This window comes from Olleya namhaensis (genome assembly GCF_900114005.1).
GTDB classification, from domain to species: Bacteria; Bacteroidota; Bacteroidia; order Flavobacteriales; family Flavobacteriaceae; genus Olleya; species Olleya namhaensis.
The window spans coordinates 30,128-50,816 of sequence record NZ_FORM01000008.1 but is presented as its reverse complement, the minus strand read 5'-3'; the positions used below and the strand labels follow the sequence as shown (position 1 = coordinate 50,816).

The window sequence follows — 20,689 nt, the reverse complement described above, 5'->3', positions numbered from 1 at the left end:
TTTTTAAAGAACAGAAAAAATGTTACAGCCTAAAAGAACAAAATTTAGAAAAATGCAAAAGGGACGTATGAAAGGGAACTCTGGTAGAGGTCACTTACTTTCAAACGGAACTTTTGGAATAAAATCATTGGATTCTAATTTTTTAACATCACGTCAAATAGAAGCAGCTCGTATTGCCGCTACTCGTCACATGAAAAGAGAAGGTCAGCTTTGGATTAAGATATTTCCAGATAAGCCGATCACTAAGAAACCTCTTGAAGTACGTATGGGTAAAGGTAAAGGGGGAGTAGAGTATTGGGCAGCAGTTGTTAAACCAGGAAGAATCCTTTTCGAAGTTGGAGGAGTGCCTTTAGAAATAGCTAAAGAAGCATTAAGACTTGCAGCTCAAAAATTACCAGTAAAAACTAAGTTTGTAATCGCTAGAGATTACGAAGCATAATTTATTTGATATTATGAAACAATCAGAAATTAAAGAATTATCTGTAGCTGAGTTACAAGAGAAACTTAGTGAAACAAAGAAGAGTTATTCAGATTTAAAAATGGCTCATGCAGTTTCTCCTTTAGAGAACCCAATTCAATTACGTCAAGTAAGACGTTCGGTTGCAAAAATTGCAACAGAATTAACTAAAAGAGATTTACAATAATTCTGCTTACAAGATGGAAAAAAGAAACTTAAGAAAAGAGCGTATCGGGATAGTTACTAGTAACAAGATGCAGAAATCAATTGTGGTTGCTGAAGTTAAAAAAGTAAAACACCCTATGTACGGAAAGTTCGTGTTAAAAACAAAGAAATATGTTGCACACGATGAGACAAACGATTGTAATATTGGAGATACAGTAAAGATCATGGAAACAAGACCTTTAAGTAAATCTAAATGTTGGAGATTAGTTGAAATAATTGAAAGAGCGAAGTAATTATGGTACAACAAGAATCAAGACTAAGAGTAGCAGATAACACTGGAGCAAAAGAAGTATTAACAATACGTGTTCTAGGTGGTACTAAGAGAAGATACGCTTCTGTAGGTGACAAAATTGTTGTCACTGTAAAAGATGCAACTCCTAATGGAAACATTAAAAAAGGAGCGGTATCAACAGCAGTTGTTGTACGTACAAAGAAAGAAGTTAGACGTCCAGACGGATCTTATATTAGATTTGACGACAATGCTTGTGTACTTTTAAACCCAACGGGTGAAATGAGAGGAACACGTGTATTTGGACCTGTAGCTAGAGAACTTCGTGATAAACAATTCATGAAAATTGTATCATTGGCACCAGAGGTGCTTTAATTGATAAAAAAATGACAAAGCTTAAAATTAAAACAGGAGATACAGTCAAAGTTATAGCTGGAGACCATAAAGGTTCTGAAGGTAAAGTCCAAAAGGTCTTTATTGAGAAAAATAAGGCTATAGTTGAAGGTGTGAACATGGTTAAGAAACATACTAAACCAAGTGCACAAAGCCCTCAAGGAGGTATCGTAGAAAAAGAGGCGCCAATCAATATTTCTAACTTATCATTGTTAACTTCTAAAGGAGAAGCTACAAGAATAGGTTATAGAGTTGAAGGTGATAAAAAAGTCAGATTTTCTAAAAAATCTAATGAAGTAATATAGTTATGGGATATTCACCGAGACTTAAAGAAGAGTATAAAAGCAAAGTAATTGCTGCTCTTACAGAAGAATTTGGATACAGTAATGTAATGCAAGTTCCAAAACTAGAAAAGATAGTATTATCTAGAGGAGTTGGAGCTGCAGTTGCAGATAAAAAGCTTGTAGATCATGCAGTAGACGAGTTTACAACAATAACTGGTCAAAAAGCAGTTGCTACTATATCTAAGAAAGATGTTGCATCTTTTAAACTACGTAAAGGGATGCCAATTGGTGCGAAAGTTACGTTAAGAGGAGAAAGAATGTATGAGTTTTTAGATCGTTTAATAACTTCAGCACTTCCACGTGTTAGAGATTTTAACGGAGTTAAAGCTACAGGATTTGATGGAAGAGGTAATTATAACTTAGGAGTTACTGAGCAAATTATCTTTCCAGAAATAAATATCGATAAAGTTAATAAAATTGACGGAATGGATATTACATTTGTAACTTCTGCTCCGACAGATAAGGAAGCAAAATCATTATTAACTGAATTAGGTTTACCTTTTCAAAAAAATTAAGATATGGCTAAAGAATCAATGAAGGCCCGTGAGGTCAAAAGATCAAAAACTGTAGCTAAATATGCTGAAAAACGTAAGGCTTTGAAAGAAGCTGGAGATTATGAGGCGTTACAAAAGTTACCGAAAAACGCTTCACCAGTTCGTCAACATAATAGATGTAAATTAACTGGTAGACCAAAGGGATATATGCGTACCTTTGGTGTTTCTCGTGTAATGTTTAGAGAAATGGCTAACCAAGGGTTAATCCCGGGTGTTAGAAAAGCAAGTTGGTAAAATTATAATTGGTCTAAGGTTCGGAATAGTCCGAAAACCCAGTCCGCAAATCAATACATATGTATACAGATCCAATTGCAGATTACTTGACTAGAATTAGAAACGCAGTGCGTGCTAATCATAGAGTTGTAGAAATTCCTGCATCAAATTTAAAAAAGAACATGACTAAAATTTTATTCGATCAAGGATATATTTTAAGTTATAAGTTCGATGATAGCACTGTTCAAGGTACTATCAAAATAGCCTTAAAGTATAATAAGGAAACAAAAGAACCAGTAATTAGAAAATTACAAAGAATCAGTAAGCCTGGTTTAAGAAAATATTCTAGTTCTACTGAATTACCACGTATTCTTAATGGATTAGGTATTGCTATCGTTTCAACTTCACATGGAGTTATGACAGGTAAGCAAGCACAAAGAGAAAACGTAGGTGGTGAAGTTTTATGTTACGTTTACTAATCTAAAATCCAGAAGAAAATGTCAAGAATAGGAAATAATCCAGTTGCCATTCCAGAAGGAGTAACTGTAACAGTAGACAATAGCACTATAACAGTAAAAGGAAAATTAGGAGAATTATCTCAGAATTTTGATACTGTAGAAATTAAAGTTGAAGATGGTAACATATTGGTTACGCGTTCAGCTGATACTAAAGATCAAAAGGCTAAACACGGTTTATATCGTTCATTAGTTAACAACATGGTTGAAGGTGTATCTAAAGGATGGAAGAAAGAATTAGAATTAGTTGGTGTTGGGTACAGAGCATCAAACCAAGGTAATATCCTTGATTTGGCTTTAGGTTTTTCTCACAATATAGTTTTAAGTGTAGCTCCTGAAGTTAAAGTAGAAACAGTTTCTGATAAAGGTAAAAACCCAAAAGTAATTTTAACATCATTTGACAAACAGTTAGTTGGTCAGGTTGCTGCTAAAATTAGAGGATTTAGACCACCTGAGCCTTATAAAGGAAAAGGTATCAAATTTGTTGGAGAAATATTAAGAAGAAAAGCAGGTAAATCAGCATAATAGTTATGGCGTTAACAAAAAACGAAAGACGATTAAGAATTAAAAACAGAATCCGTAAGGTTGTTTCTGGTACAGAAGCTAGACCTAGATTAGCTGTTTTTAGAAGTAATAAAGAAATTTATGCTCAAATTGTAGATGACGTTAATGGTAAAACATTAGTAGCTTCATCTTCTAGAGATAAAGATATTGCTGCAAAAGGAAATAAAGTAGAAGTAGCTGCATTAGTAGGTAAGTCTATCGCAGAGAAAGCCCTTAAAGCTGGAGTTGCAACTATAGCTTTTGATAGAGGTGGATATTTATATCATGGTAGAATCAAATCATTAGCTGAAGGAGCTAGAGAAGGAGGACTTAAATTCTAAGAAATTATGTATCAAAAATACAAAAGCGCAGAGCTAGTAAAGCCAAGTGGATTAGATCTTAAAGATCGTTTAGTTGGTGTACAGAGAGTTACTAAGGTAACAAAAGGGGGTAGAGCATTTGGTTTCTCGGCAATCGTAGTGGTTGGAGATGAAGCTGGTGTTGTCGGTCATGGTTTAGGAAAATCGAAAGATGTTGCAAGTGCAATCGCAAAGGCAATTGAAGATGCTAAGAAAAACTTAGTTCGTATTCCAATCATGAAAGGAACTTTACCTCATGAACAAAAAGGAAAATTTGGTGGTGCAAGAGTAAATGTTATACCTGCAGCTCCTGGAACAGGGGTTATTGCTGGTGGAGCTGTTAGAACAGTTTTAGAAGCAGTAGGTGTACATGACGTATTATCTAAATCTCAAGGTTCATCAAATCCTCATAATGTTGTAAAAGCAACTTTTGATGCTTTATTACAACTAAGAGACCCAAGAACGATTGCTCGTGAAAGAGGTATCTCTTTAGAAAAAGTTTTTAACGGATAATCATAACAGCAATGTCTAAGATAAAAGTAACAAAAGTTAAAAGCGCAATCAATAGAACACAGAGACAAAAGAGAACTTTATTGGCTCTTGGTCTTAAAAAGATTGGGCAAACTATAGAACACGAGGCTACTCCTAATATCTTAGGAATGGTAGCAAAAGTAAATCACTTAGTTTCTGTTGAAGAAACTAAATAATAATACTGAAAATGGATTTAAGTAATTTAAAACCTGCAGAAGGTTCAGTTAAAAATCAAGGTAAAAGAATAGGTAGAGGTCAAGGTTCTGGTAAAGGTGGTACTGCAACACGTGGTCACAAGGGAGCTAAATCTAGATCTGGTTATTCTAAAAAGGTAGGTTTCGAAGGAGGGCAAATGCCACTTCAACGTAGAGTACCTAAGTTTGGTTTTACTAACATTAATCGTATAGAGCATCAAGGTGTAAACTTAGATGTGATACAACAATTAGTTGACGATAAGAAAATTAAAGATACTTTAGATTTTGATACCTTAGTAGGTCTTGGATTAGCTGGTAAAAACGAGCTAGTTAAGATTTTAGGAAGAGGAGAATTAAAAGCTAAATTAAGTATCACAGCTCATAAATTTACTGCTACTGCAAAAGCTGCTATTGAAGCTGCAGGAGGAGAAGCTGTAACTTTATAAGAATAATTGAACGGATGAAATTTATAGAGACATTAAAAAATGTTTGGAAAATTGAAGAGTTAAGAAACAGAATCGTAGTTACACTAGGACTGTTATTAGTTTATCGTTTCGGAGCACAAGTTGTATTACCAGGTATTGACGCTACTCAATTAGAGAGTTTACAAGCTGGTACATCTGATGGTATATTCGGTATCTTAAACGCATTTACAGGAGGGGCTTTCGCTAATGCTTCTGTATTTGCACTTGGAATTATGCCATACATTTCTGCTTCTATTGTAGTTCAGTTAATGGGAATAGCTATTCCTTATTTACAGAAACTACAAAAGGAAGGAGCTAGTGGTCAGAAAAAAATCACTCAGATAACACGTTGGTTAACTATTGCTATTTGCTTAGTACAGGCACCTGGTTATTTGGCTAGTTTACAGCCTATGTTTGGGATTCCGAACTCAGCGTTTTTACTTGGTCAAGGTGGGGTGTTTTATTTCTCATCAATAGTTATTTTAGTTACAGGTACTATTTTTGCTATGTGGTTAGGAGAAAAGATTACGGATAAAGGAATTGGTAATGGTATTTCATTATTAATTATGGTAGGTATTATTGCTACTTTGCCTAAGTCTTTCTTACAGAATGCTGCATCAAGATTAGAAACTGGAAACAACGTTATGATGATTTTATTTGAAATCGTAATTTGGTTCGTTATTATTTTGCTATCAATATTATTAGTGATGGCAGTACGTAAAATCGCAGTTCAGTACGCTAGACGTTCTGCAACTGGAGGATATGAGAAGAATGTGTTTGGATCAAGACAGTACATTCCTTTAAAATTAAATGCTTCTGGTGTAATGCCAATTATATTTGCTCAAGCAATTATGTTTGTTCCTGGGTTAATAGGAGGATCTTCTTTATTAAAGGATACAGCTACTGGTTTATGGATGCAATCAAACTTTTCGGATATATTCGGATTTTGGTATAACTTAGTATTTGCATTGTTAATTATAATATTTACTTATTTTTACACTGCAATTACTGTTCCTACAAATAAAATGGCAGATGATCTAAAACGAAGTGGAGGATTTATTCCTGGTATTCGTCCTGGATCTGAAACATCAGAGTATTTGGATAAAATTATGTCTCAAATAACTTTACCTGGTTCTATATTTCTTGCTTTAATAGCTGTGTTCCCAGCGTTTATAGTTAAGTTGTTAAATGTACAACAAGGTTGGGCCTTATTTTTTGGAGGTACATCTTTATTAATTATGGTTGGAGTTGCAATAGATACTATGCAACAAGTAAATTCTTACTTGTTAAATAGACATTATGATGGCTTGATGAAAACAGGTAAAAACAGAAAAGCAGTAGCTTAATATTTTTCACTATGGCAAAACAAGCAGCAATAGAACAAGACGGTACGATAATAGAAGCATTATCAAATGCAATGTTTCGTGTTGAATTAGAAAATGGTCATATTGTGACCGCACATATTTCAGGTAAAATGCGTATGCATTACATTAAATTGTTACCAGGAGATAAAGTGAAATTAGAAATGAGTCCTTACGATTTAACTAAGGCTCGAATAACCTATAGATACTAATACGATGAAAGTAAGAGCATCAGTTAAAAAAAGAAGTGCAGATTGTAAAATCGTACGCAGAAAAGGTAGACTTTACGTCATTAACAAAAAGAATCCTAGATTCAAACAAAGACAAGGGTAATTATGGCAAGAATCGCAGGTGTAGACATACCAAAACAGAAAAGAGGAATAATCTCTTTAACTTATATCTACGGAGTAGGTAGAAGTAGATCTCAAGAAATTTTAGCAGCAGCTAAAGTAGACGAAAGCATCAAAGTACAAGATTGGACAGATGATCAAATTGGAGCAATCCGTGACGCTGTTGGAACTTTTACAATTGAAGGTGAATTACGTTCTGAAACACAATTGAACATTAAACGTTTAATGGATATTGGATGTTACAGAGGTATACGTCATAGAGCTGGTTTACCTTTAAGAGGTCAACGTACTAAAAACAACTCTAGAACAAGAAAAGGTAGAAGAAAAACTGTTGCTAACAAGAAAAAAGCAACTAAATAATAAGTAGTATGGCAAAGACAAACGCTAAAAGCACAAAAAAACGTAAAGTTATTATTGACGCTGTTGGAGAGGCTCACATTACTGCTTCATTTAACAATATCATTATTTCACTTACCAATAAAAAAGGAGACGTTATTTCATGGTCTTCTGCAGGTAAGATGGGATTTAGAGGATCTAAGAAAAACACACCTTATGCAGCACAATTAGCAGCAGAAGATGCTTCTGGAGTAGCTAAAGAGGCAGGTTTAAAAAAGGTGAAAGTTTACGTTAAAGGACCTGGGAATGGTAGAGAATCTGCTATCCGTTCAATCCACAATGCGGGAATAGAAGTAACAGAAATTATTGATGTTACACCTTTACCACATAATGGATGTCGTCCTCCAAAAAGAAGAAGAGTTTAATTACTTTTTTTAAATACAGCAAATTGAAAAATTAATATCATCTGTTTACAGATGGTATTAATTTTTTGTATAAATTTGCAAACTGAAATTATTAACAAGTATCAACAAGAGATTAACGATTATCGAAGGATAAGATTAAGACCTTAATTCATAATCACTCTTAAATCAATTAAAGAAATGGCAAGATATACTGGTCCTAAAACTAAAATAGCTCGTAAGTTTGGTGAAGCTATCTTCGGAGATGATAAATCTTTCGAAAAAAGAAATTACCCACCTGGGCAACACGGAAACGCAAGAAGACGTGGAAAGAAATCTGAATATGCAATCCAATTAATGGAGAAGCAAAAAGCTAAATATACTTATGGTATATTAGAGCGTCAATTCAGAAACATGTTCAAAAAAGCTACTGCTTCTCCAGGAATTACAGGAGAGGTTTTACTTCAATTATGTGAGTCTAGATTAGATAATGTAGTATTTAGAATGGGAGTTTCTCCTTCTAGAAGTGGTGCTAGACAATTAGTGTCTCACAGACATATTACTGTTAATGGACAATTAGTAAATGTACCTTCATACCAGTTAAAAGCTGGAGATGTTGTTGCAGTTAGAGAAAAGTCTAAATCTCTTGAAGCTATTGGAAGTTCTTTAGCTAACTCAAGTAACGTATTTGAATGGATTACTTGGAATAGTGAGAAAAAGGAAGGGACTTATGTTTCTGTTCCTGCTAGAATTCAGATTCCAGAAAACATCAACGAGCAATTCATCGTTGAATTATACTCTAAATAATAAATAATCATATTGGTATTTAGCCAAAGGATTTGTTAGTGATCTTCAAACTTTTAAATCGCGCAACTAAATAACAATTAAAACGAAGAACAATATGGCAGTATTTAATTTTCAAAAGCCTGATAAGGTAATCATGATTGATTCTACTGATTTCGAAGGAAAATTCGAATTCAGACCACTAGAACCTGGTTACGGTCTAACAGTAGGAAATGCTTTAAGAAGAGTTTTATTATCTTCTCTTGAAGGATTTGCAATAACTTCTGTTAGAATAGAAGGTGTAGATCATGAGTTTTCAGCAATCGCAGGGGTTGTTGAAGATGTAACAGAAATTATCTTAAACTTAAAGCAAGTTCGTTTTAAGCGTCAGATAGAAGATGTAGACAATGAGTCTATTTCTATTTCAATTTCTGGTCAAGATAAAATAGTTGCTGGAGATTTTCAGAAGTTTATTTCAGGGTTTCAAGTATTAAATACAGATCAGGTTATCTGTAATCTTGATTCTAAAGTAAGCATCAATATGGAAATTACAATTGAAAAAGGAAGAGGTTATGTTCCTGCTGAAGAAAATAAGAAGGCTTCTGCACCAATTGGAACAATCTTTACTGATTCAATTTACACGCCGATAAAAAATGTTAAATATAGCATTGAAAATTACCGTGTAGAGCAAAAGACGGATTATGAGAAATTAGTTTTTGAAATTCAAACTGATGGATCTATTAGTCCTCAAGATGCTTTAACTGAAGCAGCAAAAACGTTAATCCACCACTTTATGTTATTCTCTGATGAGCGTATTACTTTAGAGGCGGATGAAATTGCACAAACTGAAACTTATGATGAAGAATCACTTCACATGAGACAGTTACTTAAAACAAAATTAGTTGATATGGACTTATCTGTTCGTGCTCTTAATTGTTTAAAGGCTGCAGAGGTTGATACTTTAGGAGACTTAGTATCATTCAATAAAAATGATTTAATGAAGTTCCGTAACTTCGGTAAGAAATCTTTAACTGAGCTAGAAGAGCTAGTAAATGTAAAAGGTCTTAATTTCGGAATGGACTTATCAAAATATAAACTAGATAAAGACTAATACATCATATTTTGCTCCTCGTAAGAGTTGTAGCAAGATGGTGATTAAACAAAAAATGTCATGAGACACGGAAAAAAAGTAAACCACTTAGGTAGACAAACAGCTCACAGAAAAGCAATGTTAGCTAATATGGCTTGTTCTTTAATAGAACACAAACGTATTAACACAACTGTTGCTAAGGCTAAAGCTTTAAGAGGATTCCTAGAGCCAATGATTACAAAATCAAAGAATGATACTACGCACAACAGACGTATAGTATTTTCTAGATTACGTCAAAAAGAGGCAGTAACGGAATTATTTAGAGATGTAGCAGCTAAGATTGGAGACCGTCCAGGTGGTTATACAAGAATTATCAAGTTAGGAAACCGTTTAGGTGATAATGCTGATATGGCTATGATCGAATTAGTAGATTACAATGAAATCTACAATGCAGATAATAAAGCTAAGAAAACTACTCGTAGAAGTAGAAGAGGAGGTAGTGCTAAAACAGTTACGCCACCAGTAGCATCTAACGAAGAAGAATAAGAAATGTTAATAAGCATTTAATATAAAAAGGATAATCTATTTTAGATTATCCTTTTTTTTATGCAATTTTGCTAAACTTTTTTAAAGACTATGAAGTATCAAAAATTAAAAAAAGCCTTAATCTTATTAGAGGACGGTACCATTTTTCATGGTAAAGCAGTAGGTAGAGAAGGATCTGCATTTGGTGAAGTTTGTTTCAACACTGGAATGACGGGTTATCAAGAGATTTTTACAGACCCTTCGTATTATGGACAACTTATGGTAACTACTAATGCACATATTGGTAATTACGGGGTAAATGATAATGAGGTTGAATCAGATTCAATTAAAATTGCTGGTTTAATTTGTAAAAACTTTAGTTATGATTATTCTAGAGTAGATTCTAACGGATCTCTTGAAGATTTTTTAAATGCAAATAATCTTTTGGCAATATGTGACGTGGACACACGTGCATTAGTTAGTTACATTAGAGATAATGGTGCTATGAATGCTGTAATTACTACTGATGTTGATAATCTAGAAAACCTTAAAAAAGAATTATCTGATATACCTTCTATGGATGGTTTAGAATTAGCTTCTAAAGTATCTACTAAAGTCCCTTATTTTGTAGGTGATGAAAATGCACCAATCAAAATTGCAGCTTTAGATATTGGTATTAAAAAGAATATCTTAAGAAATTTAGTTAAGCGTGACGCTTACGTTAAAGTATATCCTTACAATGCCAGTTTTGAGGATTTAAGTTCTTGGAATCCCGATGGTTATTTCTTGTCTAATGGACCAGGAGATCCACAACCTTTGGTAGATGCTCAAGCGTTAGCTAAAGAAATTATTAGCAGAGATTTACCATTATTTGGTATTTGTTTAGGACACCAAGTGATTGCTTTAGCTAATGGTATTTCCACTTACAAGATGCATAATGGACATAGAGGTATTAACCATCCTGTTAAAAATTTAGTAACAGGTAAAGGAGAAATAACATCTCAAAATCATGGTTTTGCTGTTAATAGAGAGGAAGCAGAAGCACATCCAGATTTAGAAATCACGCACTTACATTTAAATGATGATACTGTAGCAGGTTTAAAAATGAAATCGAAAAATGTTTTTTCTGTTCAATATCACCCAGAAGCAAGTCCTGGGCCACATGATTCATCTTACTTATTTGATCAGTTTATAAGTAATATTAAAAATAAATAATATTAAAAAGGCAACGATATTCATATTTCGTTGTCTTTTTTATTATACTAAAACGTTATAGGTAGATTATTATGTATTTCTACTGTAAATCTTATTTATAGCTAATAATTAAACATTAAATTTGAATTTAATAAATTAAAACCACACTTATATGAGTATTATAATCAACGTTCACGCAAGACAAATTTTTGATTCTAGAGGAAACCCAACTGTTGAAGTAGATGTAGAAACTGAAAATGGTTTTTTTGGTAGAGCAGCTGTACCGTCAGGAGCTTCTACTGGAGAACATGAAGCTGTAGAATTACGTGATGGTGGTGATAAGTATATGGGTAAAGGGGTATCTAAAGCTGTAGATAATGTAAATTCTATTTTAGCTTCAGAACTTTTAGGTGTTAATGTTTTCGAACAGAATTATATAGATACATTAATGTGCGAAATAGATGGTACACCTAATAAATCTAAATTAGGAGCTAATGCTATTTTAGGAGTATCTCTAGCGGTGGCTAAAGCTGCTGCAGCAGAATTAGGTTTGCCATTATACAGATACATTGGTGGGGTAAGTGCTAATACACTTCCTGTACCTATGATGAATATTATTAATGGAGGATCACATAGTGATGCACCTATTGCTTTTCAAGAGTTTATGGTGATGCCTGTAAAAGCTAAAAACTTTACACATGCATTACAAATGGGAACGGAAATTTTCCATAATCTTAAAAAGGTGTTACATGACAGAGGTTTAAGTACAGCTGTTGGTGATGAAGGTGGTTTTGCACCAAATCTAGAAGGAGGTACTGAAGATGCTTTAGAAACTATTGCATTAGCTGTTAAAAACGCAGGATACACTTTAGGAGATGATGTTATGATTGCTTTAGATTGTGCTGCTGCAGAATTTTATGTAGATGGTAATTATGATTATTCTAAGTTTGAAGGTCCAACAGGTAAAGTACGTTCTAGTAAAGAACAAGCTGATTATTTAGCAGAATTATCAAGAAATTATCCTATTATCTCTATTGAAGATGGTATGGATGAAAACGATTGGGAAGGTTGGAAATATTTAACTGAGCAAATTGGAGATAAAGTGCAATTAGTTGGTGATGATTTATATGTAACTAATGTAGAACGTTTAGCTAAAGGGATTTCTCAGGACATAGCTAATTCAATTTTAATTAAAGTAAATCAAATTGGAACCTTAACAGAGACTATTGCAGCTGTCAATATGGCACATAATGCAGGTTATACGTCTGTGATGTCTCATAGGTCTGGAGAGACAGAAGATAATACAATTGCTGATTTGGCTGTAGCTTTAAATTGTGGGCAAATTAAAACAGGTTCTGCATCAAGAAGTGATCGTATGGCAAAATACAATCAATTATTACGTATTGAAGAAGAATTAGGAGAAGTAGCATACTATCCTGGTGTAAAAGCTTTCAAAATAAAAAAATAAGAAATTTTTAAAGTTCTTGTAAAAAGCCTTTCAATGTAAATTGAAAGGCTTTTTTATGTTAAATTTATAAGAATAAGTTTATCCTATAGTAAAATTGTTAAAACCATTATAAATAGACTTTCTAAATCGTTATAGTTTTTGTAAATTTACAATCCAAAATAACTTACAATAAATTAATATATATGTCAGATAAAGCAACGATTGAAATTAATGGAGAAAAGCACGAATTTCCTTTAATTGTTGGTACAGAAAATGAAATAGGAATAGATATTAAAAATCTTAGAGCTGTTACGGGAGGAGTAACAACTATAGATCCAGGTTTTAAAAACACAGGATCTTGCGAAAGTGCTATTACATTTCTAGATGGAGAAAAAGGAATTTTAAGATATAGAGGTTATTCTATTGAAGAATTAGCCGAAAAAGCAGATTTCTTAGAAGTTGCATTTTTATTGATTTTTGGAGAGTTACCAACTAAAGAAGAATTATTAAAGTTTGAACAAGATATTAAAGAACAATCTGTTGTTGATGATGACGTAAAGAAAATCGTAGATGCTTTTCCTAAGTCAGCACATCCAATGGGAGTGTTATCATCTTTAACAAGTGCTTTAACAGCGTTTAACCCATCTTCTGTAAATGTAGACTCTGAAGAAGATGTTTACAATACAGTTTGTAAGATAATGGGTAAATTTCCTGTGTTAGTAGCATGGACAATGCGTAAGCAAAAAGGATTGCCATTAGATTACGGTGATGATTCTTTAGGTTATGTAGAAAACATCCTTAAAATGATGTTTAAAAAACCAAATCAAGAGTATACTCAAAATCCAATTTTAGTAAATGCTTTAGATAAGTTATTAATCTTACATGCAGATCATGAGCAAAACTGTTCTACATCTACTGTTAGAATTGTAGGATCTTCTCACGCTGGTTTATTCGCGTCTTTATCTTCAGGTATTTCTGCATTATGGGGACCATTACATGGTGGTGCTAACCAAGCAGTTTTAGAAATGTTAGAAGGTATTAAGGAAGATGGTGGAGACACTAAAAAATATATGGCTAAAGCTAAGGATAAACAAGATCCTTTCCGTTTAATGGGCTTTGGACACAGAGTTTATAAAAACTTTGATCCTAGAGCAAAAATTATTAAAAAAGCAGCTGACGAAGTCTTAGCTGATTTAGGTATTGATGATCCAGTATTAGATATAGCAAAAGGTTTAGCAGAAGAAGCTTTAAGTGATCCTTACTTTGTAGATCGTAAATTATATCCAAACGTAGATTTCTACTCAGGAATTATTTACAGAGGTATGGGGATTCCAACAGAAATGTTTACAGTAATGTTTGCATTAGGACGTTTACCAGGTTGGATTGCACAATGGAAAGAAATGCGTAACCGTAAAGAACCAATTGGAAGACCAAGACAAATTTATATTGGTGAAAACCTAAGACCTTTCAAGTCAATTACAGAAAGATAAAATTTCAAAATTATATTAAAGAAAGCTTCATATATTACTATGGAGCTTTTTTATACCCACACTTTATGTTAAAAATAAACGTAAAAAACGAAACATCTAGATTAAGAGCAGTTGTTTTAGGAACAGCAGTTAGTAATGGACCAACACCTAAATTAGAAGAGGCTTACGATCCAAAATCTTTATTACATATTAAAGCCGGAACTTATCCTTTAGAAAAAGATATGGTTACAGAAATGGAAGCTGTGGCTAAAGTTTTTGAGAAATATGATGTTAAAGTTTACAGACCTGAATTAATTCAGGATTGTAATCAGATTTTTGCTCGTGATATTGCATTTGTAATTGATGACGTTTTTGTAAAAGCTAATATCCTTCCAGATCGTGAGAACGAGCTAGAAGCAATACAATATGTTATTGACCAGATAGATCCTAAAAAGGTAATTCGTCCACCAGAGGAAGTACATATTGAAGGTGGAGATGTTATGCTTTGGAATGACTATATTTTTATAGGTACTTATAGAGGTGAAGATTATTCTGATTATATCGTGGCTAGAACTAACAAGGCAGGAGTAGACTTTATTACAGAACAATTTCCTAATAAAACAGTAAAGAGTTTTGACCTTAATAAATCGCAAACTAATCCACATGATAATGCATTGCATTTAGATTGTTGTTTTCAGCCTATTGGAACTAATAAAGCTATTTTGCATAAAGAAGGTTTTAGAGATGAAACTGAATTTGAATGGTTATTAGACTTTTTTGGCAAAGACAATTGTTTTATAATTTCAAAAGAAGAAATGTTTAATATGAATAGTAACATATTTAGTATTTCTGAGGATGTTATTATTTCTGAAAAAAACTTTACACGTTTAAACGGGTGGTTAAGAAACAATGGTTTTACTGTTGAAGAAGTACCGTATGCAGAGATTGCAAAACAAGAAGGCTTGTTACGTTGCAGTACAATGCCTTTATTAAGAGATTAAGTATACTTTTAAGTAAACTATTTATTATAAAAAAACGCCTCTTATTTAAGAGGCGTTTTTTGTTTGTATATTTTTTTATTAGACCAAAATTAAATTAAAATTTTACTCTAAAACTAACATTAGGGGTTAGGCCTAAAGATACATTTTCTATTTTAGAGACTTGATCCTCTTTTACAGTATAATAGGTGTTTAATATGTTTTCTTTATCTAGGATATTCCAAATTGATGCGCCAATAACAGCCTTATTGATTCCTAGTTTAAATTGATATGTAGCAGATAAGTCGGCTCTGACATAGGATTCTAATCGACTACTATTTGGTGCTTGATAGTTAATAGTGTTACCTGTATTAGGCGTATTGCTATCTGGTTTAGTGTAAGGCTTACCGGAGCGCCAATTAACTCCAAAGGCTAATTTTAGTTGCTCCCATTGATAAGTGCTCCCAAAGTTTATCTGATGTTTTACATCAAAATTACTTGGAAAAGCATCGTTATTATTTAAGTTATCAAAAGTGTAGTTGTTATCACTATAACTGTAGCTTATCCATGTGCTTAGAGCATCCGTTTTTTTGTTTATTAAGACATCTAAACCTTTAACGGTATAGTCTCCGATTGCATTTGTAAATTGGTATTGGTTCTGGAATCCTTGGCTTCTAGTGGTAATACCATTTACAGTTTTATAATACCCTTCAGCACTTAGTAATAATTTGTGTTTGTTATATATTAATCCTAAACTTATTTGTTTGCTTTTTTGAATCGGAATTGTATTGTCATTGGCTAAAACCCATCGTCTTTTTTCTACTCCTAAAAAATCGTTTTGCAAATCTATAAGTTGAGAAGTGCTTTGACTTTTATATTCTCCAGATAATTCCAACCTAAAATCTTTTAGAAAACGTTGACTAAAATAAAAACGAGGTTCGGTAATGGAAATATTAAATTTTCGGAAATAATTTTGTCGCAGTCCCAGTTTTAGTTGTGTGTTTTTATTAATAGAACTAAACACAGTTTCCGCGTAAGCGCTATAAGTACGAAGGACACGTTTTATATTGCGTTTAAAAAAGGGCGCATTTACTTCTTCTAGATTACTGATACCAATTTCGTTAAACTGAATGCCTCCATTTACCTTTATTACCTTATTAAAGGTATAACTAGCATCTATGTTAAACCCATTGTCAATGACTTTGTTTTCTTGAATCAGGCGCTGGTTATTAACAATATCGTAGTCTGAAGATCTTAAATCATAATTAGAATAATATCCTTTTATACTTGTTGTTAATTTATTATTCCAAACATGTTCATACTGTAATGCCGATGCTCGATTTTGTTGCTTTAATTGATTAGTTCTGTTTTCTGAATCTGATGTATTGCTAGCATCTTCAAAATCCAATTGATTAAATACATTTAAGAGTGTAAATCTTAGTTTGTCTTTTTTACTAAAATCGTGTAATAATTTTAAAGAGATGTCACTAAACTTGAAGGTTTGGTTTTTAGTAGTGGATATTGCATTATTACTAACATTAGCGTCTTGAAAGACACGTTTAAAGTATTGGTTGTAAGTTGGAGTATTTAATACATCTGTTAAAGATCGTCTTGTAGATAACTGTAGTTGTGTGTTTTTAGCTAAGGGCATTATTGCAAAGCCATCTGCGGTAATCATATTTATACCAATTCCAGCACTAAATTCTTCGTTAGAACTATCCGATAATTGCATATCTACAATACTAGATACACCATCTCCAAATCTAGCACTTGTACCGTTTTTTGTTATAGCAACACTTTTTGTTAAGTAAGGGTTGAAGGCCGAAATTAATCCAAAAAAATGACCGGATTGATACATCTTAATACCGTCATATAAAATCAGATTTTGGTCATGCGTACCACCTCTAACATTAATATTAGATACGGTCTCGTCAACACTTAAAACACCGGGTAAGTCTTGTATGGTCTTTAAAATATCTGGTGCAATCAAACCAGGTAAAATACCAAATTGTTTGGGTGCAATAGTAATAGCTCCGGAGTTGTCTTTATTGATTCCGGTTGTTAAATAATTGGATATAGTAATTTCGTCTAATTTTTGAAAAGAAAAGGCATCTTTATTAGTAGTAACTGTAATAAAGTGACTGTCTAAACGGTTAAATTTTAAGTCCGTTTGAGATTCTAATTTTAAAAGGGTAGTACTAAGGTTATCTTTTACGTTATAGTCAACCATAACGCCATTAATGACTTTGTCAGCATAAGAAAAACTGACTTTAAATTGATACTCTATTGTAGACAAAACATCTAACAATGGTAGTTTTTTATTTTGGGCATAAACGGAAAAACTACAAACTAGTAATAGGTAAATAAGTAGTGTAGTCTTTAACGATTTACTCACGCGTTAAAATAATGGTTTTGTTAACTTTTTTGTATTGTAATTGTAATGGTTGCGTTATAGATTGTAATGCAATATTTATGTCATTATGTGTAAACTTACCAGAAAACAATGTACTTGTTGTTATAGTATTAACTTCTATTTTGACATTATATTGTCTTTCAAACTCAGCTAATACCTCTTTTAAAGGTACGCTAATAAAACTACTTACACTATTTATCCAATCAGGTTGTTGGCTGTTAGTTTTTAAGCGTTCTATTTGATTACCATCTATAATTAAAAAAGAATCTCCAGCTTTTAATACAGTAGTTTGATCTTTAAGAGTTACGCTTACTATACCTTCAAAACAAGTAACTTCAAAATAATTCTGACGTTGCTTAACATTAAACTGTGTCCCAACGACACTTACAATTCCGGCATCTGTGATAACGTTAAAAGTGCTTCCTTTTTCAACTTTAAAAAAGGCTTCACCTTCAAGGTTAATATTACGTTTATTAGCATCCCATTGATTCTTATTATAAGTAATTTTTGATAATGCGTTTATATTTACTTTGGAATGATCCGGAAGATTTATTTGTGTTTTTTCTGCGTATTGTGTGGCTATAGTAGTGTCTAAAGTTGTGGTATAATAATAAGTGCTAAAGCAGATGGCTAGTATGGCAGCTACTTTTAGTAACGGTGCAAACCATTTGTTTTTAGAAACAGATTTAGATTCTAATTTAGATAATGTAGACTGTAAAGCAGCTTCAGTATTAAATTCTGGTGCTTTAAATTCCTTGGTATAATTAGATAATTTTGTAATAGACTCATACTCCTCCAGAGCTTTGAATGCTTCAAGCTCTTCGGGCGATAAGTTATTATCTAACCATTTTAATATTAATTCTTCTTTATTCATAATTGCAATTCAAACATATAACAAGGTCAAGAGTAAAAATCCTACCTTAATTACTATTATAATTCTTCTATGTCTTGTCTTAATTTTTTTAAAGCGCCATAGATTCGCTTTTCTACTGCTTTTGTGCTAATATCCAAAAGGGATGCAATTTCTTTAAAACGTTTACCTTCTACACGATTCATTAAAAAAGCGACACGTTGCGCTTCTGTAAGATTAGATATTGCTTTTTCTAATTTTTGACGGTATTGATCTTCTTCCATTAAAAATTCAGGAGACAAATTGGTATGGTGTGATGTTATTGTTTTTTGATGTTTTAAGACCACTTTTTGATGCGCAACTTCGTTTAACATTAAATTATTAGCAATTGTAAATAGAAAGCTTTTTGCTTTACTTGGCGTCACTTTTTCGCAGTTTTGCCATAACTTAATAAATGCTTCTTGTGCTTTATCTTCTGGATTTAAGCGATCACCAAATTTGTAATACAAAAAGTCATGGAGGTTTTTAGCATGCTGTTTAAATAGCGCTTCAAATCTTGATTTATCGCAAATATCTTTATGTAAATTTTTTGACATAGTATTTTATAGAGCTACAAAGTAGAACTATTTTTTTTGATTTTTAGGGTAGGAGTTTCTTAAAAATAAATGTTTTATTAACGAAGCCCGAAATGTATACCCTTGAAAAAGAGAAATTAACCAATCACAAAACAATTATGAATTTTAAAACTACCCTTGTATTTCCGTTATTAGTTTTGATGTTATTTTTTTCTTGTCAAAATGAAGAGTCAGAAATTGTAAATCAGCAAGACGATTTAATATCAGGTAATTCAACAATTGCCAACCTTATAAGTAATACCGTTTTAAATGATGGGTCTATAGATAATATTATAGATTATGCTAATTGTTTGGAGGTCGTGTTACCGGTTACCATTACAACAAATGGCGTTACAGTAACTATTGAAAGTATTACAGATTACAATGTGTTGGAAACATTATTAGAAGCCTTTACAACAGATGATGATATCATTGGGATCACGTTTCCTATTACCGTTGTTTTAAATGATTATTCTCAAATTGTAATAAATAATCAAGACGAATTAGAAGGGCAAATAGAAAATTGTAATGGTGAGAATGAAGCAGATGATGATATTGAGTGTATTGATTTTCAATATCCAATTGCGTTTTCTATTTATAATACTGATTTTCAGGTTACAGAAGTAACAATAATAGAGGATGATCAAGCATTATATCTGTTTTTAGAATCGTTACAAGGACCGATACTGGCAAGTTTAAATTTTCCTGTAACAATGGTTTTGGCTAATGGTGATACTATTGAAGTTAATAGCAATCAAGAATTAGAAAATGCTATAAATGATGCCGATGGTAATTGTGATGAGGATGATGATTACGATTATACAGATGATAATGACTGCACACAAATAGATGTTAGTGATTATTTACTAAGTTGTGGTCAAATCCCTAGTTTAAATGGATATACTCCATCCTTTACCACATTTAGTTTTCAAGATAATACTATAATATCAACATTGTTTGAAGGTGATTTGTTTTATGATGGTAGTTGGGATATTGCTACAATTGGAGGTTACTTGTATGTGTTTATAGATTTTAATGGTTTAGAAGAATATAATGGACAATGGAAAGTTGTGGAATGTGCTTCGGGTGAATTAATTTTGGAACAAGGTGATGATACATTAGTACTACTTAATAATTGTAATACGGCTAATCTTTTTGATTGTTTTGAAGATATTACTGTTACAATATGTGATAATGACGATACATTGGATTTATTTACCGCTTTTGATATTGATACAATCTATCAAGACTGTGCACAAAATGATTTAGTAGTTTACTATTATAATACTAATGCAGACGCAGAAGCAAGTATAAACGCATTAGTATCTCCATACACAAATATGGCAAACCCAGACGTGCTTTATGCTAGAGTTGAGTTAGCTAATGATCCTAATACATTTCAAATATTTGAGGTTACTATTCTTGTAGAAAACTGTTTTACTAGCTGCACAGAAGACGATGTTGATGGCACCTTACAAATGTGTGTGTGGACTATTACCAATTACGCCGGAGATAGTAGTTTTGATATATTTGACATTAATTTTCAGGATGATCAAAACATGACAATCGCATCAGATACTGAAACTTACACCGGTAATTGGGCTACTTCTGGTAGTAGCGGTCAAGTAGTGGTTTCTTTTTCAAATATATCTGGAGGAAATGTACAGGTTTTAAATGGCGATTTTAATGTTGTGGAGTGTACTGGAGAGCAAATGATACTGCATGACGTCAGCAATAGTAATAACGAGTTAGTTTTGGATAAAGATTGTATTTAAAACTTAGTTTAAGTTAAGTTGATTAAAGGTTGCTAATTTTAGTAGCCTTTTTTTATGGAATTATTTATATATGAAACTTCGTA

29 protein-coding genes are annotated in these 20,689 nt (G+C 32.5%); 26 read left to right on the top strand and 3 right to left on the bottom strand.

Annotated elements, in window-relative coordinates:
* Nucleotides 1-19 precede the first annotated feature (19 nt).
* The 25 genes from rplP to BMZ09_RS12755 all read left to right on the top strand — a co-directional run bounded on the left by rplP (nt 20) and on the right by BMZ09_RS12755 (nt 14,978).
* A complete protein-coding gene (rplP, locus tag BMZ09_RS12875; RefSeq protein WP_090841271.1) occupies nt 20-439 on the top strand; it encodes a 50S ribosomal protein L16 in 420 nt (139 codons plus the stop codon).
* Nucleotides 440-452: 13 nt separating this feature from the next.
* Nucleotides 453-644 (top strand): 50S ribosomal protein L29, encoded by a 192-nt coding sequence (rpmC, locus tag BMZ09_RS12870; protein WP_090841268.1) that lies wholly within the window; start codon nt 453-455, stop codon nt 642-644.
* 13 nt (nt 645-657) lie between these two features.
* A complete protein-coding gene (gene rpsQ / locus BMZ09_RS12865) occupies nt 658-915 on the top strand; it encodes a 30S ribosomal protein S17 (protein ID WP_028283878.1) in 258 nt (85 codons plus the stop codon).
* Between the two features lie 2 nt (nt 916-917).
* Nucleotides 918-1,286: a 50S ribosomal protein L14 gene (rplN, locus tag BMZ09_RS12860; RefSeq protein WP_028283879.1), complete on the top strand. Its 369-nt coding sequence runs from the start codon at nt 918-920 to the stop codon at nt 1,284-1,286.
* Nucleotides 1,287-1,297: 11 nt separating this feature from the next.
* Nucleotides 1,298-1,609 carry a 50S ribosomal protein L24 gene (rplX, locus tag BMZ09_RS12855; RefSeq protein ID WP_090841266.1) on the top strand — a complete coding sequence of 104 codons (312 nt, stop codon included), beginning with the start codon at nt 1,298-1,300 and terminating at the stop codon, nt 1,607-1,609.
* Nucleotides 1,610-1,611: 2 nt separating this feature from the next.
* Nucleotides 1,612-2,163 carry a 50S ribosomal protein L5 gene (rplE, locus tag BMZ09_RS12850; RefSeq protein WP_090841264.1) on the top strand — a complete coding sequence of 184 codons (552 nt, stop codon included), beginning with the start codon at nt 1,612-1,614 and terminating at the stop codon, nt 2,161-2,163.
* A gap of 3 nt (nt 2,164-2,166) precedes the next feature.
* Nucleotides 2,167-2,436, top strand: a complete 270-nt coding sequence (gene rpsN / locus BMZ09_RS12845; RefSeq protein WP_090841262.1) for a 30S ribosomal protein S14 — start codon at nt 2,167-2,169, stop codon at nt 2,434-2,436.
* A 59-nt stretch (nt 2,437-2,495) separates the two neighbouring features.
* Nucleotides 2,496-2,894: a 30S ribosomal protein S8 gene (rpsH, locus tag BMZ09_RS12840; protein WP_090841260.1), complete on the top strand. Its 399-nt coding sequence runs from the start codon at nt 2,496-2,498 to the stop codon at nt 2,892-2,894.
* Between the two features lie 18 nt (nt 2,895-2,912).
* Complete coding sequence (gene rplF, locus BMZ09_RS12835) at nt 2,913-3,455, top strand: 50S ribosomal protein L6 (RefSeq protein ID WP_090841258.1); 543 nt, start codon at nt 2,913-2,915, stop codon at nt 3,453-3,455.
* Between the two features lie 5 nt (nt 3,456-3,460).
* Nucleotides 3,461-3,814 (top strand): 50S ribosomal protein L18, encoded by a 354-nt coding sequence (gene rplR, locus BMZ09_RS12830; protein ID WP_090841255.1) that lies wholly within the window; start codon nt 3,461-3,463, stop codon nt 3,812-3,814.
* A gap of 6 nt (nt 3,815-3,820) precedes the next feature.
* A complete protein-coding gene (gene rpsE / locus BMZ09_RS12825; protein ID WP_090841253.1) occupies nt 3,821-4,345 on the top strand; it encodes a 30S ribosomal protein S5 in 525 nt (174 codons plus the stop codon).
* 11 nt (nt 4,346-4,356) lie between these two features.
* Nucleotides 4,357-4,539, top strand: a complete 183-nt coding sequence (gene rpmD, locus BMZ09_RS12820) for a 50S ribosomal protein L30 (protein WP_028283887.1) — start codon at nt 4,357-4,359, stop codon at nt 4,537-4,539.
* 11 nt (nt 4,540-4,550) lie between these two features.
* Nucleotides 4,551-5,003 carry a 50S ribosomal protein L15 gene (rplO, locus tag BMZ09_RS12815; protein WP_090841251.1) on the top strand — a complete coding sequence of 151 codons (453 nt, stop codon included), beginning with the start codon at nt 4,551-4,553 and terminating at the stop codon, nt 5,001-5,003.
* Nucleotides 5,004-5,017: 14 nt separating this feature from the next.
* A complete protein-coding gene (gene secY / locus BMZ09_RS12810) occupies nt 5,018-6,367 on the top strand; it encodes a preprotein translocase subunit SecY (RefSeq protein ID WP_090841249.1) in 1,350 nt (449 codons plus the stop codon).
* A gap of 11 nt (nt 6,368-6,378) precedes the next feature.
* On the top strand, nt 6,379-6,594 hold the full coding sequence (gene infA / locus BMZ09_RS12805) for a translation initiation factor IF-1 (protein WP_007094967.1): 216 nt from the start codon (nt 6,379-6,381) through the stop codon (nt 6,592-6,594).
* Nucleotides 6,595-6,598: 4 nt separating this feature from the next.
* A complete protein-coding gene (gene ykgO / locus BMZ09_RS12800; protein WP_013305171.1) occupies nt 6,599-6,715 on the top strand; it encodes a type B 50S ribosomal protein L36 in 117 nt (38 codons plus the stop codon).
* A 2-nt stretch (nt 6,716-6,717) separates the two neighbouring features.
* Nucleotides 6,718-7,092, top strand: a complete 375-nt coding sequence (gene rpsM / locus BMZ09_RS12795; protein ID WP_090841247.1) for a 30S ribosomal protein S13 — start codon at nt 6,718-6,720, stop codon at nt 7,090-7,092.
* 8 nt (nt 7,093-7,100) lie between these two features.
* A complete protein-coding gene (rpsK, locus tag BMZ09_RS12790) occupies nt 7,101-7,493 on the top strand; it encodes a 30S ribosomal protein S11 (protein ID WP_090841244.1) in 393 nt (130 codons plus the stop codon).
* A 177-nt stretch (nt 7,494-7,670) separates the two neighbouring features.
* A complete protein-coding gene (gene rpsD, locus BMZ09_RS12785; RefSeq protein WP_090841241.1) occupies nt 7,671-8,276 on the top strand; it encodes a 30S ribosomal protein S4 in 606 nt (201 codons plus the stop codon).
* A 94-nt stretch (nt 8,277-8,370) separates the two neighbouring features.
* A complete protein-coding gene (locus BMZ09_RS12780) occupies nt 8,371-9,363 on the top strand; it encodes a DNA-directed RNA polymerase subunit alpha (RefSeq protein WP_090841239.1) in 993 nt (330 codons plus the stop codon).
* A 60-nt stretch (nt 9,364-9,423) separates the two neighbouring features.
* Nucleotides 9,424-9,888, top strand: coding sequence for a 50S ribosomal protein L17 (gene rplQ, locus BMZ09_RS12775; RefSeq protein ID WP_090841237.1), 465 nt, complete (start codon nt 9,424-9,426; stop codon nt 9,886-9,888).
* A 90-nt stretch (nt 9,889-9,978) separates the two neighbouring features.
* Nucleotides 9,979-11,082: a glutamine-hydrolyzing carbamoyl-phosphate synthase small subunit gene (carA, locus tag BMZ09_RS12770; protein WP_090841234.1), complete on the top strand. Its 1,104-nt coding sequence runs from the start codon at nt 9,979-9,981 to the stop codon at nt 11,080-11,082.
* Nucleotides 11,083-11,233: 151 nt separating this feature from the next.
* Nucleotides 11,234-12,529, top strand: coding sequence for a phosphopyruvate hydratase (eno, locus tag BMZ09_RS12765; RefSeq protein ID WP_090841232.1), 1,296 nt, complete (start codon nt 11,234-11,236; stop codon nt 12,527-12,529).
* A gap of 182 nt (nt 12,530-12,711) precedes the next feature.
* On the top strand, nt 12,712-13,998 hold the full coding sequence (locus tag BMZ09_RS12760) for a citrate synthase (RefSeq protein WP_090841229.1): 1,287 nt from the start codon (nt 12,712-12,714) through the stop codon (nt 13,996-13,998).
* A gap of 65 nt (nt 13,999-14,063) precedes the next feature.
* The gene (locus tag BMZ09_RS12755; protein ID WP_090841227.1) at nt 14,064-14,978 is read left to right on the top strand and encodes a dimethylarginine dimethylaminohydrolase family protein; all 915 of its coding nucleotides are present in this window, start codon (nt 14,064-14,066) and stop codon (nt 14,976-14,978) included.
* A 94-nt stretch (nt 14,979-15,072) separates the two neighbouring features.
* Here the strand turns inward: BMZ09_RS12755 and BMZ09_RS12750 are convergent, their stop codons facing one another.
* Genes BMZ09_RS12750 through BMZ09_RS12740 form a run of 3 tightly spaced genes read right to left on the bottom strand, consistent with a single transcriptional unit; the run spans nt 15,073 to nt 18,813 of the window.
* Nucleotides 15,073-17,349: a TonB-dependent receptor plug domain-containing protein gene (locus BMZ09_RS12750; protein WP_090841225.1), complete on the bottom strand. Its 2,277-nt coding sequence runs from the start codon at nt 17,347-17,349 to the stop codon at nt 15,073-15,075.
* The gene (locus BMZ09_RS12745; RefSeq protein WP_090841223.1) at nt 17,342-18,241 is read right to left on the bottom strand and encodes a FecR family protein; all 900 of its coding nucleotides are present in this window, start codon (nt 18,239-18,241) and stop codon (nt 17,342-17,344) included. Before BMZ09_RS12745 ends, BMZ09_RS12750 begins: the two co-directional genes overlap by 8 nt.
* A 56-nt stretch (nt 18,242-18,297) precedes the next feature.
* On the bottom strand, nt 18,298-18,813 hold the full coding sequence (locus BMZ09_RS12740) for an RNA polymerase sigma factor (RefSeq protein WP_090841221.1): 516 nt from the start codon (nt 18,811-18,813) through the stop codon (nt 18,298-18,300).
* 137 nt (nt 18,814-18,950) lie between these two features.
* On the opposite strand from BMZ09_RS12740, the gene BMZ09_RS12735 reads away from it, so the two are divergent.
* A complete protein-coding gene (locus tag BMZ09_RS12735) occupies nt 18,951-20,606 on the top strand; it encodes a hypothetical protein (RefSeq protein ID WP_143067822.1) in 1,656 nt (551 codons plus the stop codon).
* Nucleotides 20,607-20,689: the final 83 nt, after the last annotated feature.